This window comes from Pararhodobacter sp. (assembly GCF_034676075.1).
In the GTDB taxonomy this organism is placed as follows: domain Bacteria; phylum Pseudomonadota; class Alphaproteobacteria; order Rhodobacterales; family Rhodobacteraceae; genus Pararhodobacter.
Genome location: NZ_JAUCCQ010000022.1, coordinates 1 through 15,653 on the forward strand (window position 1 = coordinate 1; position 15,653 = coordinate 15,653).

Genomic DNA, 15,653 nt, shown 5'->3' on the forward strand with positions numbered 1-15,653 from the left:
GGTTTCCGGGCGGCGCTGGCGGTGGACGGGCCGGCCGAACTCTACCTGCAGGAGCGCTATCATGACTGACACGGTGGAAATCTTCGAGGTCGGCCCGCGCGACGGCCTTCAGAACGAGAAGCGGCAGATCCCCACGGCCGAGAAGATCGCCCTGGTCGACCTGCTGTCGACGGCCGGGTTCCGCCGGATCGAGGTGGCCAGCTTCGTCTCGCCGAAATGGGTGCCGCAGATGGCCGACAGCGACGCAGTTCTGGCCGGCATCCACCGCGCGCCCGGAACCCGCTACGCCGCGCTTACCCCCAACATGAAGGGCTATGACGGCGCGAAAGCCGCCCGGGCCGATGAGATCGCGGTCTTCGCCTCGGCCTCCGAAGGCTTCTCGCAGGCCAATCTCAATTGCTCGGTGGCCGAGTCCATCGCCCGCTTCCTGCCGACCCTGGAGGCGGCGAAAGCCGATGGCCTCCCGGTGCGCGGCTATATCTCCTGCGTGACCGATTGCCCCTTCGACGGCCCGACCCGCCCCGATGCGGTGGCGGCGCTGGCGGTGACGCTGCTGGATCTGGGCTGCTACGAGGTCAGCCTCGGCGACACCATCGGCCGCGCCACGCCCAAGACGCTGGCGGCCATGCTGCGCGAGGTCACGGCGCGGGTCCCGGCGGCGAAGCTCGCCGGACATTACCACGACACCGGCGGGCGGGCCTGCGACAATATCGAGGCCTCGCTGGGCTTCGGGCTCAGGGTCTTCGACGCGGCGGTCGGCGGCCTGGGCGGCTGCCCCTATGCGCCCGGCGCGCAGGGCAATGTGGCGACCGAGGCGGCGATGGACCGTCTGGAAGCCTTGGGATTTTCCACCGGGCTCGACCGCGGGGTCATCGACCGCGCGGCGGCACTGGCCCGCAGCATGAGGGGTCCGGCATGAGCTGGCAGACGATCACGCTTGAGACCGACGCGCGCGGCGTCGCCACCCTGACCCTGAACCGGGTCGAGAAGCACAACGCCATGAACGCGGCGATGATCGACGAATTGTCGGCCGCGGCGGCGCAGCTGGCGGCGGATGAGGCGGTGCGCGTCGTGGTGCTGACCGGCGCCGGCGGCAGCTTCTGCGCGGGCGGCGACCTCGGCTGGATGCAGGAGCAGATGGCGGCCAGCGCCGGGGAACGCGCGGCAGGGGCAGGGCGCCTCGCCGCGGCGCTGGGGGCGCTCAACGCCCTGCCGAAGCCGTTGATCGGCCGCATCCAGGGCCAGGCCTTCGGCGGCGGAATGGGGCTGATCTCGGTCTGCGACGTGGCGATCGGCGTCACCGGCGCCAAGTTCGGCTTCACCGAGACGCGGCTCGGCCTGATCCCCGCCACCATCGGCCCCTATGTGCTCGCCCGCATGGGCGAGGCGATGGCCCGCCGGGTCTTCATGTCCGCCCGGCTTTTCGAGGCCGAGGAAGCCGTGAGGCTGGGCCTGCTGGCGAAAGCCCTGGCCCCCGACGACCTCGACGCCGCCGTCGAGGCCGAGGTGAAGCCCTATCTCGCGGCCGCCCCCGGCGCCGTGGCCCGGGCCAAACGGCTGGCGCAGCGGCTGGGGGGCGGGATCACCCAGGCCGAGATTGAGCATTCCATCGGCGAACTCGTTGCCTGCTGGGAAAGCGAGGAAACCGCCGAGGGGATCGCCGCCTTCTTCGGCAAGCGCAAGGCGCGCTGGATGCCGGGCGCCTGACCGCTGGCGGGCCTGCGCCAGAACCCGGTGAATTCGCCTCACCTTTTCGCCAAACCCGCGCTTCTTTGCGCCGCAAATATCCCGGGGGTGCGGGGGGCAGCGCCCCCGCCTGGCCCAAGGGGAGGGGCAGCATCTGCGATGCTGCGCCCGACGCGCGGGAGCCCCCGCCGCCCGTGGCGCGCAACCGATTGAGTCGCGCGACGCCGTGTCACAGCGCAGGCTTTCGCCGCACAGCAGCACCCGCGCGGCGCCCGGGGCGAAAAAATCCCGGTATCCATTTGCATACCGCCTGCGAAAACCGTGAAATCAGCCCCTTGCCGCCGCTCCCCTTCGGTTGACCCGCGCCTCCCCCGGGAGTAAACGGGGCGACGAGCCAACTTAAGCTGCGAGCGGCCTCGCGGACGCCAAAGGAGCCACCCTTGGACGACCTCCTCCGAGACTATCTCCCCATCATCATCTTCCTCGGCATCGCCATTGCGCTGGGCCTTGTGCTGATGCTGTCCGCGATGGTGATCGCGGTGCGCAATCCCGACCCCGAGAAGGTCTCGGCCTATGAATGCGGGTTCAACGCCTTCGACGACGCGCGGATGAAGTTCGACGTGCGCTTCTATCTGGTGTCGATCCTGTTCATCATCTTCGACCTGGAGATCGCCTTCCTCTTCCCCTGGGCCGTGGCCTTCGGCGACATGAGCATGACCGCCTTCTGGTCGATGATGGTGTTCCTGGGCGTGCTGACCATCGGCTTTGCCTATGAATGGAAGAAAGGGGCTCTCGAATGGGAGTGATGACCGGAGCCAATACCGCCGGTGCCGACCGTGAGGTCGCGACCGCCGCGCTCAACGCCGAGCTTCAGGACAAGGGCTTCCTGCTGACGACGACGGCCGACATCATCAACTGGGCGCGCAACGGCTCCTTGCACTGGATGACCTTCGGTCTGGCCTGCTGCGCCGTCGAGATGATGCATACCTCGATGCCGCGCTATGACCTCGAGCGTTTCGGCACCGCGCCGCGCGCCTCGCCGCGCCAGTCGGACCTGATGATCGTCGCGGGCACGCTGACCAACAAGATGGCCCCCGCGCTGCGCAAGGTCTACGACCAGATGCCGGAGCCGCGGTACGTGATCTCGATGGGCAGTTGCGCCAATGGCGGCGGCTATTACCATTATTCCTATTCGGTGGTGCGGGGCTGCGACCGGATCGTGCCCGTGGACATCTATGTCCCCGGCTGCCCGCCCACGGCCGAGGCGCTGCTCTACGGCATCTTGCAGTTGCAGCGGAAGATCCGCCGCACCGGCACCCTGGTCCGCTGAGGAGGCCCCCATGCCGATGAACGAACTGGCCGCCTATATCAGCACCAAGCAGCCCGAGGTTGTGGTCGAGACCCACGTCGCCTTCGGCGAGCTGACGGTGACGGTGACGGCCCCCGCGCTGCCCGCCTTCGTGCGCTTCCTGAAAAGCGACGAGACCTGCAAGTTCTCGACGCTGGTCGACATCACCGCCGTCGATCACCCCGAACGCCGGGCGCGGTTCGAGGTGGTCTATCATTTCCTCAGCATGTACCGGAACCAGCGCATCCGCGTGAAGGCGGCCGTGCGCGAGGACGAGCTGGTGCCCTCGATCGTGACCGAGCATCCTTCGGCCAACTGGTTCGAGCGCGAGGTCTTCGACATGTTCGGGATCCTGTTCTCGGGCCACCCCGACCTGCGGCGCATCCTGACCGATTACGGCTTCCGCGGCCACCCGCTGCGCAAGGATTTCCCGACCACCGGCTATGTCGAGGTCCGCTACGACGAGGCCGCCAAGCGCGTCGTCTACGAACCCGTCAAGCTGGTGCAGGATTACCGGCAGTTCGACTTCATGTCGCCCTGGGAGGGTGCGCAATACATCCTGCCCGGCGACGAGAAGAAGACGGGCGCGTAACGACCGGGGAGCGGGCCTGCCACAGGCCCGGCCCGGCGAACAGGTTTTGCGACGGAGGTTGCAGCGATGATGGACGGATCCAAAGGTTTCTCTGACGCCCAGACGGGCGAGCAGAAGATCCGCAATTTCAACATCAACTTCGGGCCGCAGCACCCGGCGGCCCACGGCGTGCTGCGCATGGTGCTGGAACTCGACGGCGAGATCGTCGAACGGGCGGACCCGCATATCGGCCTGCTGCATCGCGGCACCGAGAAGCTGATGGAAAGCCGCACCTATCTGCAGAACCTGCCCTATTTCGACCGCCTCGATTACGTGGCGCCGATGAACCAGGAACACGCCTGGTGTCTGGCCATCGAGCGTCTGACCGGGGTTGAGGTGCCGCGCCGCGCCTCGCTGATCCGCGTGCTCTATTCGGAAATCGGCCGGATCCTGAACCACCTGCTGAACGTCACCACGCAGGCCATGGACGTGGGCGCGCTGACGCCGCCGCTCTGGGGCTTCGAGGAGCGCGAGAAGCTGGTGATCTTCTACGAGCGGGCCTGCGGCGCGCGCTTCCACGCCGCCTATTTCCGCCCGGGCGGTGTCCACCAGGACCTGCCCCCGGCACTGATCGACGATATCGAGGCCTGGGCCGAGCATTTCCCCAAGGCGCTGGACGATATCGACACGCTCTTGACCGAGAACCGGATCTTCAAGCAGCGCAACGCCGATATCGGCATCATCACCGAGGAAGACATCCAGAACTGGGGGTATTCCGGCGTGATGGTCCGCGGATCGGGCCTGGCCTGGGATCTGCGGCGCTCGCAACCCTATGAATGCTATGACGAATTCGACTTCCGTATTCCGGTGGGCAAGAACGGCGACTGCTATGATCGCTACCTCTGCCGCATGGCCGAGATGCGGGAATCGACCTCGATCATCCGCCAGGCCATCGCCAAGCTGCGCGCGCCGGAAGGGCAGGGCGAAGTCCTCGCCCGCGGCAAGATCACGCCGCCCCGTCGCGGCGACATGAAGACCTCGATGGAAGCGCTGATCCATCACTTCAAGCTCTACACCGAAGGCTTCCACGTTCCGGCGGGCGAGGTCTATGCGGCCGTCGAGGCGCCGAAGGGCGAGTTCGGCGTCTATCTGGTCGCCGATGGCACCAACAAACCCTACCGCGCCAAGATCCGCGCCCCGGGCTATCTGCACCTGCAGAGCATGGATTACGTGGCCAAGGGCCACCTTCTGGCCGACGTCGCCGCCATCATCGGCACCATGGATATCGTGTTCGGCGAGGTTGACCGTTGAGGCTGATCTCCGCGACCCTTGCCGCCACGCTTCTGGCCGGACCGGCGCTGGGCTTCACGCCCGAGCGCGCCGGGATTCTGGTCGATGCGCTGCGCGCCAATGATTGCGCCATGTCCGGCGCCGAGGCGCCCGAGGCGCTGGGGCCGCTGGGCCTCGACCCGATGGAGGTTCAGACCTTCGTCGACACGCTGTTCGGTGCCGGTCTGGTGACGCTCTCCGACGATATGGAAACGCTGTCGCTGGTGCCGATGCTCTGCGAGGCCGAGGGCGAGGCGTCGATGGCGATGATCGTCCAGGCCTTCGCGGCGCAGGAAGCGCAGATCGAGCGCTGGCTGCCCGAATTCGCGCCCGAACGCGGGGCCGAGCTGGTCGCGGCATTGCGCGGGGTCGATTGCGTCCTGTCCGACGAGCGCGCGCGCGAGCTGCTGCCGCCCCTGGGCTTCACCCCGGTCGAGGTGCGCGACATCGTCGCCGTCATGGTCGATGGCGAGATGGCCGCGGTCAGCGAGGACGGCGCCGAGCTGAGCCTCACCGAGTCGGTCTGCGCGGGCGACCCCGCCGCCGATGCGCCCGCCTTCGCCACGCTGATTGCCACCTGGGAGGAGCGTCATCCTCTCGAGGCCGAGCTTCCCGCAGAGGGGGCAGGCGAATGAACCGCCGTCCCGCTCAATCGCCCGTCATGACGGGCCGCCCTATCCCGGCCCCGGGCCGGTCCCTGTCAGGAGCCTATTGATGCTTCGTCGCCTGCATCACGAACAGCCCGCCAGCTTTGCCTTCACGCCCGCCAATCTGGAATGGGCGAAGGGGCAGATCACCAAATACCCCGAGGGGCGGCAGGCGTCGGCGATCATCCCGCTGCTGTGGCGTGCCCAGGAGCAGGAAGGCTGGCTGACCCGTCCCGCCATCGAGGCTGTCGCCGACATGCTCGGCATGGCCTATATCCGGGCGCTGGAAGTCGCGACCTTCTACTTCATGTTCCAGCTCGCCCCGGTGGGCACGGTGGCGCATGTGCAGGTCTGCGGCACGACCTCGTGCATGATCTGCGGCGCCGAGGATCTGATCGGCGTCTGCAAGGACAAGATCGCGGGCTCGGCGCATACGCTCTCGGCCGATGGCAAGTTCTCGTGGGAAGAGGTCGAATGCCTCGGCTCCTGCGCCAATGCGCCGATGGTGCAGATCGGCAAGGATTACTACGAGGATCTGACCGCCGAGAAACTGCGCTGGATCCTGGACGAACTCGCCGCCGGTCGCGTGCCGACCCCGGGTCCGCAGAACGGCCGCTTCACCTCCGAGCCGCTGTCGGGCCTCACCTCGCTCACCGAGGGCGAGCGCAGCGAGAAGGCCAACGGGTCGGTCGCCCGGGCGCTGGCGCTCGGCGATACCGTCAAGCGCATCGACGGCACCGAAGTGCCGCTGCTGACGCCCTGGCTGAAGGACGAAAAGCCCCGCGCGGAAACCCGCGCCGATGGCAAGCCGGTCTCCTCGCGTCTGGGCAAGGTCCCTGCCGACAAGGCTGCCGATATCGAGGCCAATGCCGCGATCCCGGCCGAGAAGGCGGGCCAGCCCCCGGCGCAGCCCGAGGCCGCTGCCGCCGCGGTGCAGCCCAATGCGAGCGAGACGGTCGAGATCCCGGAAAGCGAGCATGTGCGCCCCGAAGCGCTGCAAGCGGCTCGCGACGGCAAGGCCGACGATCTGAAGCGGATCAAGGGCATCGGGCCGAAGCTGGAGGCGATGCTCAACGGCATGGGCTTCTTCCACTTCGACCAGATCGCCGCCTGGTCGCCGCAGGAAATGGCCTGGGTCGACCAGAACCTCGAAGGCTTCAAGGGCCGCGCGACCCGCGATCAATGGGTGGCGCAGGCGAAACTTCTGGCCACCGGCCAGGAGACGGACTTCTCCAAGCGCGTCGACAAGGGCGACGTGTACTAAGGACGGATGGGCGCCATGGACCGCGATACGGATCAGGCCAAACGGGGACGGGTGATCTCATTGGTGATCGCCGGGACCGGGCTTGTCTGGCTGGCGGCGCTGGCGCTGGGTGACTCGCTGGGCTGGTCCCCGCGGACCCTCGCCTTCTTCGACCTGGCGGCGCTCGCCGGGTTCACGATGGCGCTTTGGTTGTTATTCGGGCTCTGGCGCGCGCGCCGGAACAACAAGGAATAGGCGATGCTGAAGGATCAGGACCGGATCTTCACGAACATCTACGGTATGTACGACCGTTCGCTGAAGGGTGCGCAGGCGCGCGGCCACTGGGATGGCACCAAGGACATCATCGCCAAGGGCCGCGACTGGATCATCAACGAGATGAAACAATCGGGGCTGCGCGGCCGGGGCGGTGCGGGCTTCCCGACCGGCCTGAAATGGTCCTTTATGCCGAAGGAATCGGACGGCCGTCCGGCGTACCTCGTGGTCAACGCCGACGAATCCGAGCCCGGGACCTGCAAGGACCGCGAGATCATGCGCCACGATCCGCATACGCTGATCGAGGGCTGCCTGATCGCCTCGTTCGCGATGAACGCGCATGCCTGCTACATCTACATCCGCGGCGAATACATCCGCGAGCGGGAGGCCCTGCAAGCGGCCATCGACGAGGCCTATGAGGCCGGGCTTCTGGGCAAGAACGCCGCCAAGTCGGGCTGGGACTTCGACCTCTACCTGCACCACGGGGCAGGGGCCTATATCTGCGGCGAGGAAACCGCGCTGCTGGAATCGCTTGAAGGCCGCAAGGGCATGCCGCGCATGAAGCCGCCGTTCCCGGCCGGCGCGGGCCTCTATGGCTGCCCGACCACGGTGAACAACGTCGAATCCATCGCCGTGGTGCCGACCATCCTGCGCCGGGGCGGCGCCTGGTTCGCGGGCTTCGGCCGTCCGAACAACGCGGGCACCAAGCTGTTTGCCATCTCGGGCCACGTCAACAATCCCTGCGTGGTCGAAGAGGCCATGTCGATCAGCTTCGAAGAGCTGATCGAGAAGCATTGCGGCGGCATCCGCGGCGGCTGGGACAACCTGCTGGCGGTGATCCCCGGCGGGTCCTCCGTGCCCTGCGTGCGCGGCGAGAAGATGCGCGATGCGATCATGGATTTCGACTATCTGCGGAATGACCTCGGCTCGGGCCTCGGCACCGCCGCCGTCATCGTCATGGACAAGTCGACCGATATCGTGAAAGCGATCTGGCGCCTGTCGGCCTTCTACAAGCACGAAAGCTGCGGCCAGTGCACGCCCTGCCGCGAAGGCACCGGCTGGATGATGCGCGTCATGGACCGTCTGGTCCGCGGCGAGGCGGAACTCGAAGAGATCGACATGCTGTTCAGCGTGACCAAGCAGGTCGAGGGCCACACGATCTGCGCGCTGGGTGACGCGGCCGCCTGGCCGATCCAGGGCCTGATCCGCAACTTTCGCGACGTGATCGAGGATCGCATCCGGGCGCAGAAAACCGGCCGGACCTCGGCCGTGGCGGCCGAATAACATGGTCGGGCGCGTCATCATCTCCGGGGAAGGGGCCGCTCGGCGCGGCCTCGCCTGTCGTCGGGAAACCGGCGAGGGTGTGATGAGCCTTATCCGCCGGTCGATGCTACATTGCTCCGTCGCCGCATCGCGGCATGAAGGAGAAAAGACCATGCAGACCAAGACCAAAGCCCCGCTGATCGCCGCTTTCGCCCTGACGCTGGCGGGCCTCGGCGCCCCCGCGCTCGCCGCCTCGCAGGACGAGATCAACGCCACGCTCGCGGCCGATACCAGCATCTGGAGCGGCCTCTTCGCGCTGGCCGTGGCGGATGAGATCCGCAACAATTGCCCGACGATGGAGGCGCGGACCGTCCGCGCCACGACCTTTGTTTACGGGCTCTACAGCCAGGCGCGCGACTATGGTTTCTCGCGCGCCGAGATCCGCGCCTTCCAGACCGCCGACAGCACCGAGGCCCGCATGCGGTCCGAGGTGATGGCCTATTTCGGCCAGCACGGCGTGCGCGAGGGTCAGCCCGACACCTATTGCGCCCTCGGCCAGGCCGAGATCGCAGCCGGCAGCCAGGCCGGTGAACTTCTGAGAGCAAGGTAAGCCATGTCAGATCTCCGCAAGATCAACATCGATGGCCGCGAGGTCGAGGTTCATCCGGCGATGACCCTCATTCAGGCCTGCGAAGTCGCGGGCGTCGAGGTGCCGCGGTTCTGCTACCACGAGCGCCTGTCGATCGCGGGGAACTGCCGGATGTGTCTGGTGGAAGTCGTCGGCGGGCCGCCCAAGCCCGCCGCCTCCTGCGCGATGCAGGTGAAGGACCTGCGGCCCGGCCCGAATGGCGAGCCGCCCCAGGTCAAGACCAACTCGCCCATGGTCAAGAAGGCCCGCGAGGGGGTGATGGAGTTCCTGCTCATCAACCACCCGCTCGATTGCCCGATCTGCGACCAGGGCGGCGAATGCGACCTGCAGGACCAGGCGATGGCCTACGGCGTCGACTTCAGCCGCTACCGCGAGCCGAAGCGCGCCTCCGAGGACCTGAACCTGGGCCCGCTGGTCGAAACCCACATGACCCGCTGCATCTCCTGCACCCGCTGCGTGCGCTTCACGACCGAGGTCGCGGGCATCACCCAGATGGGCCAGACCGGTCGCGGCGAGGATGCCGAGATCACCAGCTATCTGAACCAGACGCTGGCCTCGAACCTGCAGGGCAACATCATCGACCTGTGCCCGGTTGGCGCGCTGGTCTCGAAGCCCTACGCCTTCACCGCCCGCCCGTGGGAACTGACCAAGACCGAGACCATCGACGTGATGGACGCGCTGGGGTCGAACATCCGCGTCGACACCAAGGGCCGCGAGGTGATGCGCATCGTTCCCCGCAACCATGACGGCGTGAACGAGGAATGGATTTCCGACAAGACCCGCTTCGTCTGGGACGGTCTGCGCCGCCAGCGGCTGGACACCCCCTATATCCGCGAGAACGGCCGCCTGCGCAAAGCTGGCTGGACCGAGGCGCTGGCGCTGGCCGGGGCCAAGCTGAAAGGCGCGAAGAAGCTGGCCGGTCTGGTCGGTGACCTGGCCTCGACCGAAGCTGCCTTCTCGCTGAAAACGCTGGTGGAATCGCTGGGCGGTTCGGTCGAATGCCGGACCGACGGCAGCCGCGTACCGGCCGGCAACCGCTCGGCCTATGTCGGCAATGTCACCATCGAGGACATCGACACCGCCAAGGAAATCCTGCTGATCGGCACCAACCCGCGCGACGAGGCGCCGGTGCTGAACGCCCGGATCCGCAAGGCCTGGCTCAACGGCGCCAAGGTTTCGGTGATCGGCGTTCCGGCCGATCTGACCTATGACGTGACGCATCTGGGCAATGACCGGGCGGCGCTGGCCAAGGCCTCGGTCGGCGAGGGCGCCGTCATCATCGTCGGGCAGGGCGCGTTGAACGAGGCCGATGGCCTGGCCGTTCTGGCCGCGGCTCAGGCGCTGTCGGGCCGGGTGCTGGTCCTGCACATCGCCGCGTCGCGCGTCGGCGCGCTGGATGTGGGGGCCGTGACCGAGGGCGGGCTTCTGGCCGCGACCGAGGGCGCGGATGTGATCTACAACCTCGGTGCGGATGAACTCGACATCGACGCCGGTGCCTTCGTCATCTACCAGGGCAGCCACGGCGACCGCGGCGCGCATCGCGCCGACCTGATCCTGCCCGCCGCTGCCTATACCGAAGAAGGCGGCATCTTCGTCAACACCGAGGGCCGCCCGCAGCTGGCGCTGCGCGCCGGGTTCGCGCCGGGCGAGGCCAAGGAAAATTGGGCCATCCTGCGCGCCGTCTCGGCCGAGGCGGGCAAGACCCTGCCCTGGGACAGCCTGAACGCCCTGCGCTCGGCGCTGGTCGCCGCCGTGCCGCATCTGGAACTGATCGACGAGGTGCCGGAAAACGCCTGGGCGCCGCTGGAGAAGGGCCCGCTGGGCGAGGCCAGCTTCCGCGCCGTGGTCAAGGATTTCTACCTGACCAACCCGATTGCCCGCGCGTCGAGCCTGATGGCCGAACTCAGCGCCAAGGCGGCCGGACGCGGCAGCGACGCGATGGCGGCGGAGTGATCATGTCCCGGCGTCTCCCCCTCCTTGCGACGCTCTCGCTGGCCCTGACCGGGCTGGCGGGCTGCGTCACGGCTGCGCCGCAGCCGGGCGAGGTGCCGATGGGCGCGCCGGAAAACGCCGTCTACCGGGGGGTGCAGACGCAGCTTCTGGAAAACGATCTGGTGCATTTCGTGGTGACGATGGAGGGCGCGCGCGATGCGGGCGACGCCATCGCCTATGCCCGCTGCGCGGCCGCGCAATACGCGCTGATCCGCGGCATGGGCTTTGCCCGCCACGTGCGCACGACAACGAACAACGAGGGAAGCCTCTGGCAGGCGGACGCGGTCTATACCGTATCGCCGTCTCTGCCGCGGGGCATTCGGACGATCGACGCCGAAGTGACGGTGGCCGATTGCACCGAGCAGGGGATACCGACGGTCTGAGGACGAACCATGGTTGAATTCTTCACAACGAACTACTTCGGGATTTTCCTGCTGATCGTCGGGCAGGTCCTGCTGATCGTCGTGCCGCTTCTGGTGGCACTGGCGTTCCTCATGTACGCCGACAGGAAGATCTGGGCGGCGGTGCAGATGCGGCGGGGTCCGAACGTGGTGGGCGCCTTCGGTCTGCTGCAGAGCTTTGCCGACTTCATCAAATACATCGTCAAGGAAGTGATCTTCCCGGCCGGGGCCGACCGCTTCGTCTTCCTCATGGCGCCGATGGTCACGCTGGTCTGCGCGCTGACCGCCTGGGCGGTGATCCCCTTCGATGATGGCTGGGTGCTGTCCAACATCAACGTGGCGATCCTCTACATTTTCGCGATCTCGTCGCTGGAAGTGTACGGGGTCATCATGGGCGGCTGGGCGTCGAACTCGAAGTACCCGTTCCTGGGCTCGCTCCGGTCGGCCGCGCAGATGATCTCGTATGAGGTCTCGATCGGCCTCATCATCATCGGCGTGATCATCTCCACGGGTTCGATGAACCTGACGGACATCGTGCACGCGCAACAGGGCGACTACGGTCTCTTGAACTGGTACTTCATCCCGCACCTGCCGATGATGTTCTTGTTCCTGATCTCGGCCCTGGCCGAGACCAACCGCCCGCCCTTCGACCTTCCGGAAGCGGAATCGGAACTGGTGGCCGGCTATCAGGTCGAATATTCGTCGACGCCCTTCCTGCTGTTCATGATCGGCGAGCTGGTCGCGGTCGTGCTGATGTGCGCGCTGATCTCGCTTCTGTTCTTCGGCGGCTGGCTGAGCCCGATCCCGGGTCTGCCCGATGGCATCCACTGGATGATCATCAAGATGCTGGGCGCGTTCTTCGTCTTCTCGATGGTCAAGGCCATCGTGCCGCGCTACCGCTACGACCAGCTGATGCGCATTGGCTGGAAAGTCTTCCTGCCGATGTCGCTGGGCTGGGTCGTGATCGTGGCGTTCCTTGCCAAATTCGAAGTGCTTGGCGGCTTCTGGGCCCGCTGGGCGATTGGGGGCTGACATGAGCCAGATCGATTACACCCGCGCCGTCAAATACTTCCTGCTGGTCGACTTCTTCAAAGGGTTCGGTCTGGGGCTGAAGTATTTCTTCAAGCCCAAGGCGACGCTGAACTACCCGCACGAGAAGGGCCCGCTGTCGCCGCGTTTCCGCGGCGAGCATGCGCTGCGCCGCTATCCGAACGGGGAAGAGCGCTGCATCGCCTGCAAACTCTGCGAGGCGATCTGCCCGGCGCAGGCCATCACCATCGACGCGGAGCCCCGCGACGACGGCTCGCGCCGCACCACGCGCTACGACATCGACATGACGAAGTGCATCTATTGCGGTTTCTGCCAGGAGGCCTGCCCGGTCGACGCCATCGTCGAGGGGCCGAATTTCGAATTCGCCACCGAGACCCGGGAAGAGCTGTTCTACGACAAGGAAAAGCTTCTGGCCAACGGCGACCGCTGGGAAGCCGAAATCGCCCGCAACCTCGAACTCGACGCGCCCTATCGGTGAGCCGCCCATGACCGAAGCCTATACCAAGATGATCCAGCAGATGATGGAAAGCTCGCAGGAAATGCTGCGGGCCTTCAACCCTGCGCTGGAAAATCTCAACCTCTCGGGCTTCGACAAGATGTTCCCCACCATGTCCAAGGACATGATGGAAATGTGGTTCGGCCGGACCTTCAACCGCGAGGGGCTGGACGCCAAGACCCGGCTTCTGGTGACCATCGCCGCCCTGACGGTGCTGGGCGCGCAGGCCGAGCCTCAATTGAAGATGACCGTGCGCCACGCGCTTGAGGCCGGGGCCACGGAACGCGAGATCGCCGAGGTGATCTGGCAGATGAGCATGTTCGGCGGCTTGCCCGCCATGCAGAAGGCACTGGAGATCGCCCAGGGCGTTTTTGCGGAAACCAAGGAGAAGGACGCATGAGCGTTGCCGATTTTGCCTTCTATGCCTTCGCCGTGGTGGCGGTGATTGCGGGCCTGCTGGTCGTGACCGCGAAGAACCCGGTGCATTCGGTGCTGTGGCTGATCCTGACCTTCCTGTCCTCGGCCGGGCTCTTCGTGCTGCTGGGGGCCGAGTTCCTGGCGATGCTGCTGATGATCGTCTATGTCGGCGCGGTCGCGGTGCTGTTCCTCTTCGTGGTGATGATGCTCGACATCGACTTCGCCGCGCTGAAGGCCGAGATGGTGCGCTATTTCCCGCTGGCGGCGCTGGTCGGGCTGGTGATCCTGATGCAGCTGACGCTGCTCTATGGTGCCTGGACCTCGGCCGAGGGCTCGGCCGCGCTGCACATGGCGCCCGCGCCCGATGCCGCGCAGGTGGATAACGCCCGCGCCCTGGGGATGATCCTGTTCGACCAGTATTTCATCCTGTTCCAGGTGGCGGGTCTGATCCTGCTGGTCGCCATGATCGGCGCCATCGTGCTGACCCTGCGCCACCGCACCGACGTCAAGCGCCAGAACGTGCTGCACCAGATGTGGCGCGACCCGGCCAAGGCGATGGAACTGAAAGACGTGAAACCGGGGCAGGGGCTCTGATCCATGGCGATGCACGGCATCTTCACGGGACTGGCGATGCTCTCGGGCATCGGCGCGGCGGGGGCGGATGCCCCCGTGGCGCCGCTGTGCTCGGGTGCGTCGCTGGCGCCGGAGGAAGCCGCGCTGGGGGATTACACCCCCACCCGCTATGCGGACGGCATCGTCTATTATGACCGCTATCCGCTCGACGGGCGCGACGCGATCCAGATCGTCGTCGAGCATTGTCCCTCGCGCTGGCGGATGGCGGCGGAACTGCCCATCCCGCAAGAGACCGACACCCCCTGGACCCGCATCGACGCCTATCGCGAGCGGGTCTTCACCGCCCTGAACGACAGCGAAGAGCAGACGCTCGCCGATCTGGCCAATTGGGCCGTCGCCGCGGGCGGGCAGGGGCGGACCCAACGCGTCAGCTGGCAAAGCTGCGCCTGCGGGATGGAGGCCGGGCAATGAACCGGACGTTCCTCCTGTCGCTCGTTCTGGCCCCGGGTGCTGCCTTCGCCCAGCCGATCCTGATCCAGTCCGAATGCTCGGGCCCGGGTCTGGCCCGGCAGGAGGCGGTGCAGGGCGAGTACAACCCGCTGGTCTATCCGGGCGGGCTGGTCTTCTACGAACGCACGGGCGATCCCTGGGGCGTCGAGGTGGTGGTCGAGCATTGCGCCAGCCGCGACCGCGTGGCGGCGACGCTCTATCCCGTCCCCGACGCCGAGTCCGTGGACCCGCAGGAAGCCCGCGCGCTGTCCGACGCTCTCCTGCACGCGCTGGAAGCGGACGAGACCTATACTTTCGACGATCTGGCGCGCATCGGTCACGATCTCGGCGCCAATGTCGCGCAGACCCGCGTTGCCTATGAAAGCTGCGCCTGTCGCGTGGCGGGGGGACGGTGAGCATGCGTTTCGCGCCCCTCCTGATCCTGATCGCGCTGGCCAGCCCGGCGCTGGCCGACGAACCCATGGACGTCGTGCCGGGCGGTGGACCGCGCTGTCTGGACCCGTTCCCCGGGGCGACCGAGGAGAGCGGCCTTTCGCCCTATTTCATCGACCCGCTCGGCCCCGGCTTCGTCGCCTACGAGACGGTCTCTGCCGCCGAGCACCGCCGCCTCAAAGTGGTCGAGGATTGCGGGGCGGGGGAAGGCATCGTCTGGTCCGGTCCCGACGACCTGGCGCGCTGGCCGACGGCCGCGGGCCTGTCGCTTTGGGACGAGATGATCCACGGCGCCGCAGAGGTGACGCTGGCCGACATGGCCGCGCGTCTGGGCGCCCTTGGCGAAACCACGGAATTGCGCCGCATGGCTTATAAAAGCTGCGGCTGCCGACTGATCCGCGACCAGTAACGCGGGAATAAACAACCGGTGCGCCCGACGCGCCGAAAGACGAGAACGAGGGACCAAATGGTGGGACTTGAGCATTACCTGACAGTCGCGGCAGCGCTGTTCGTCATCGGGATCTTCGGCATCTTCCTGAACCGGAAGAACGTCATCGTCATCCTGATGTCGATCGAACTGATCCTGCTCAGCGTCAACATCAACCTGGTGGCCTTCTCCAGCTATTCGGGCGACCTGGTCGGCCAGGTCTTCACCATGTTCGTGCTGACCGTCGCCGCCGCCGAGGCCGCCATCGGCCTTGCGATCCTGGTCACCTTCTTCCGAAACCGCGGCACGATCGACGTCGAAGACGTCAACGTGATGAAAGGCTGAG

21 protein-coding genes are annotated in these 15,653 nt (G+C 66.7%); all 21 read left to right on the forward strand.

The window, feature by feature from the left end; translation table 11 throughout:
- Window positions 1–61 precede the first annotated feature (61 nt).
- Window positions 62–919 carry a hydroxymethylglutaryl-CoA lyase gene (locus VDQ18_RS09065; protein WP_323020624.1) on the forward strand — a complete coding sequence of 286 codons (858 nt, stop codon included), beginning with the start codon at window positions 62–64 and terminating at the stop codon, window positions 917–919.
- Entirely contained in the window at window positions 916–1,707 is a 792-nt protein-coding gene (locus VDQ18_RS09070) for a crotonase/enoyl-CoA hydratase family protein (RefSeq protein ID WP_323020625.1), read from the forward strand. The genes VDQ18_RS09065 and VDQ18_RS09070 overlap by 4 nt, the downstream gene beginning before the upstream one ends.
- Window positions 1,708–2,126: 419 nt before the next feature.
- Window positions 2,127–2,492 carry an NADH-quinone oxidoreductase subunit A gene (locus VDQ18_RS09075; protein WP_107750178.1) on the forward strand — a complete coding sequence of 122 codons (366 nt, stop codon included), beginning with the start codon at window positions 2,127–2,129 and terminating at the stop codon, window positions 2,490–2,492.
- Window positions 2,483–3,016 carry a NuoB/complex I 20 kDa subunit family protein gene (locus VDQ18_RS09080; protein ID WP_192883747.1) on the forward strand — a complete coding sequence of 178 codons (534 nt, stop codon included), beginning with the start codon at window positions 2,483–2,485 and terminating at the stop codon, window positions 3,014–3,016. The genes VDQ18_RS09075 and VDQ18_RS09080 overlap by 10 nt, the downstream gene beginning before the upstream one ends.
- A gap of 10 nt (window positions 3,017–3,026) precedes the next feature.
- A complete protein-coding gene (locus tag VDQ18_RS09085; protein ID WP_416235097.1) occupies window positions 3,027–3,626 on the forward strand; it encodes an NADH-quinone oxidoreductase subunit C in 600 nt (199 codons plus the stop codon).
- A 69-nt stretch (window positions 3,627–3,695) separates the two neighbouring features.
- Window positions 3,696–4,916, forward strand: coding sequence for an NADH-quinone oxidoreductase subunit D (locus tag VDQ18_RS09090; protein ID WP_323020662.1), 1,221 nt, complete (start codon window positions 3,696–3,698; stop codon window positions 4,914–4,916).
- Complete coding sequence (locus VDQ18_RS09095) at window positions 4,913–5,569, forward strand: hypothetical protein (protein WP_323020626.1); 657 nt, start codon at window positions 4,913–4,915, stop codon at window positions 5,567–5,569. Before VDQ18_RS09090 ends, VDQ18_RS09095 begins: the two co-directional genes overlap by 4 nt.
- A gap of 79 nt (window positions 5,570–5,648) precedes the next feature.
- Complete coding sequence (locus VDQ18_RS09100) at window positions 5,649–6,845, forward strand: NADH-quinone oxidoreductase subunit E (protein WP_323020627.1); 1,197 nt, start codon at window positions 5,649–5,651, stop codon at window positions 6,843–6,845.
- A gap of 15 nt (window positions 6,846–6,860) precedes the next feature.
- Window positions 6,861–7,079 carry a DUF5337 domain-containing protein gene (locus VDQ18_RS09105; protein WP_323020628.1) on the forward strand — a complete coding sequence of 73 codons (219 nt, stop codon included), beginning with the start codon at window positions 6,861–6,863 and terminating at the stop codon, window positions 7,077–7,079.
- 3 nt (window positions 7,080–7,082) lie between these two features.
- Window positions 7,083–8,381 carry an NADH-quinone oxidoreductase subunit NuoF gene (gene nuoF, locus VDQ18_RS09110; RefSeq protein WP_323020629.1) on the forward strand — a complete coding sequence of 433 codons (1,299 nt, stop codon included), beginning with the start codon at window positions 7,083–7,085 and terminating at the stop codon, window positions 8,379–8,381.
- A 151-nt stretch (window positions 8,382–8,532) separates the two neighbouring features.
- Window positions 8,533–8,970 carry a DUF5333 domain-containing protein gene (locus VDQ18_RS09115; protein WP_323020630.1) on the forward strand — a complete coding sequence of 146 codons (438 nt, stop codon included), beginning with the start codon at window positions 8,533–8,535 and terminating at the stop codon, window positions 8,968–8,970.
- Between the two features lie 3 nt (window positions 8,971–8,973).
- Window positions 8,974–10,962: an NADH-quinone oxidoreductase subunit NuoG gene (nuoG, locus tag VDQ18_RS09120; protein ID WP_323020631.1), complete on the forward strand. Its 1,989-nt coding sequence runs from the start codon at window positions 8,974–8,976 to the stop codon at window positions 10,960–10,962.
- A gap of 2 nt (window positions 10,963–10,964) precedes the next feature.
- A complete protein-coding gene (locus tag VDQ18_RS09125; protein WP_323020632.1) occupies window positions 10,965–11,384 on the forward strand; it encodes a hypothetical protein in 420 nt (139 codons plus the stop codon).
- A 9-nt stretch (window positions 11,385–11,393) separates the two neighbouring features.
- Window positions 11,394–12,434, forward strand: a complete 1,041-nt coding sequence (gene nuoH / locus VDQ18_RS09130; RefSeq protein WP_323020633.1) for an NADH-quinone oxidoreductase subunit NuoH — start codon at window positions 11,394–11,396, stop codon at window positions 12,432–12,434.
- A 1-nt stretch (window position 12,435) separates the two neighbouring features.
- On the forward strand, window positions 12,436–12,930 hold the full coding sequence (nuoI, locus tag VDQ18_RS09135) for an NADH-quinone oxidoreductase subunit NuoI (protein ID WP_107750188.1): 495 nt from the start codon (window positions 12,436–12,438) through the stop codon (window positions 12,928–12,930).
- Window positions 12,931–12,937: 7 nt separating this feature from the next.
- Complete coding sequence (locus tag VDQ18_RS09140) at window positions 12,938–13,348, forward strand: carboxymuconolactone decarboxylase family protein (RefSeq protein ID WP_107750189.1); 411 nt, start codon at window positions 12,938–12,940, stop codon at window positions 13,346–13,348.
- On the forward strand, window positions 13,345–13,959 hold the full coding sequence (locus VDQ18_RS09145; RefSeq protein WP_107750190.1) for an NADH-quinone oxidoreductase subunit J: 615 nt from the start codon (window positions 13,345–13,347) through the stop codon (window positions 13,957–13,959). Before VDQ18_RS09140 ends, VDQ18_RS09145 begins: the two co-directional genes overlap by 4 nt.
- A 3-nt stretch (window positions 13,960–13,962) precedes the next feature.
- Window positions 13,963–14,409, forward strand: coding sequence for a hypothetical protein (locus VDQ18_RS09150; protein WP_323020634.1), 447 nt, complete (start codon window positions 13,963–13,965; stop codon window positions 14,407–14,409).
- Window positions 14,406–14,843: a hypothetical protein gene (locus VDQ18_RS09155; protein WP_323020635.1), complete on the forward strand. Its 438-nt coding sequence runs from the start codon at window positions 14,406–14,408 to the stop codon at window positions 14,841–14,843. Before VDQ18_RS09150 ends, VDQ18_RS09155 begins: the two co-directional genes overlap by 4 nt.
- A gap of 2 nt (window positions 14,844–14,845) precedes the next feature.
- Window positions 14,846–15,289, forward strand: coding sequence for a hypothetical protein (locus VDQ18_RS09160; RefSeq protein WP_323020636.1), 444 nt, complete (start codon window positions 14,846–14,848; stop codon window positions 15,287–15,289).
- A 57-nt stretch (window positions 15,290–15,346) separates the two neighbouring features.
- Window positions 15,347–15,652, forward strand: coding sequence for an NADH-quinone oxidoreductase subunit NuoK (gene nuoK, locus VDQ18_RS09165; protein ID WP_323020637.1), 306 nt, complete (start codon window positions 15,347–15,349; stop codon window positions 15,650–15,652).
- Window position 15,653: the final 1 nt, after the last annotated feature.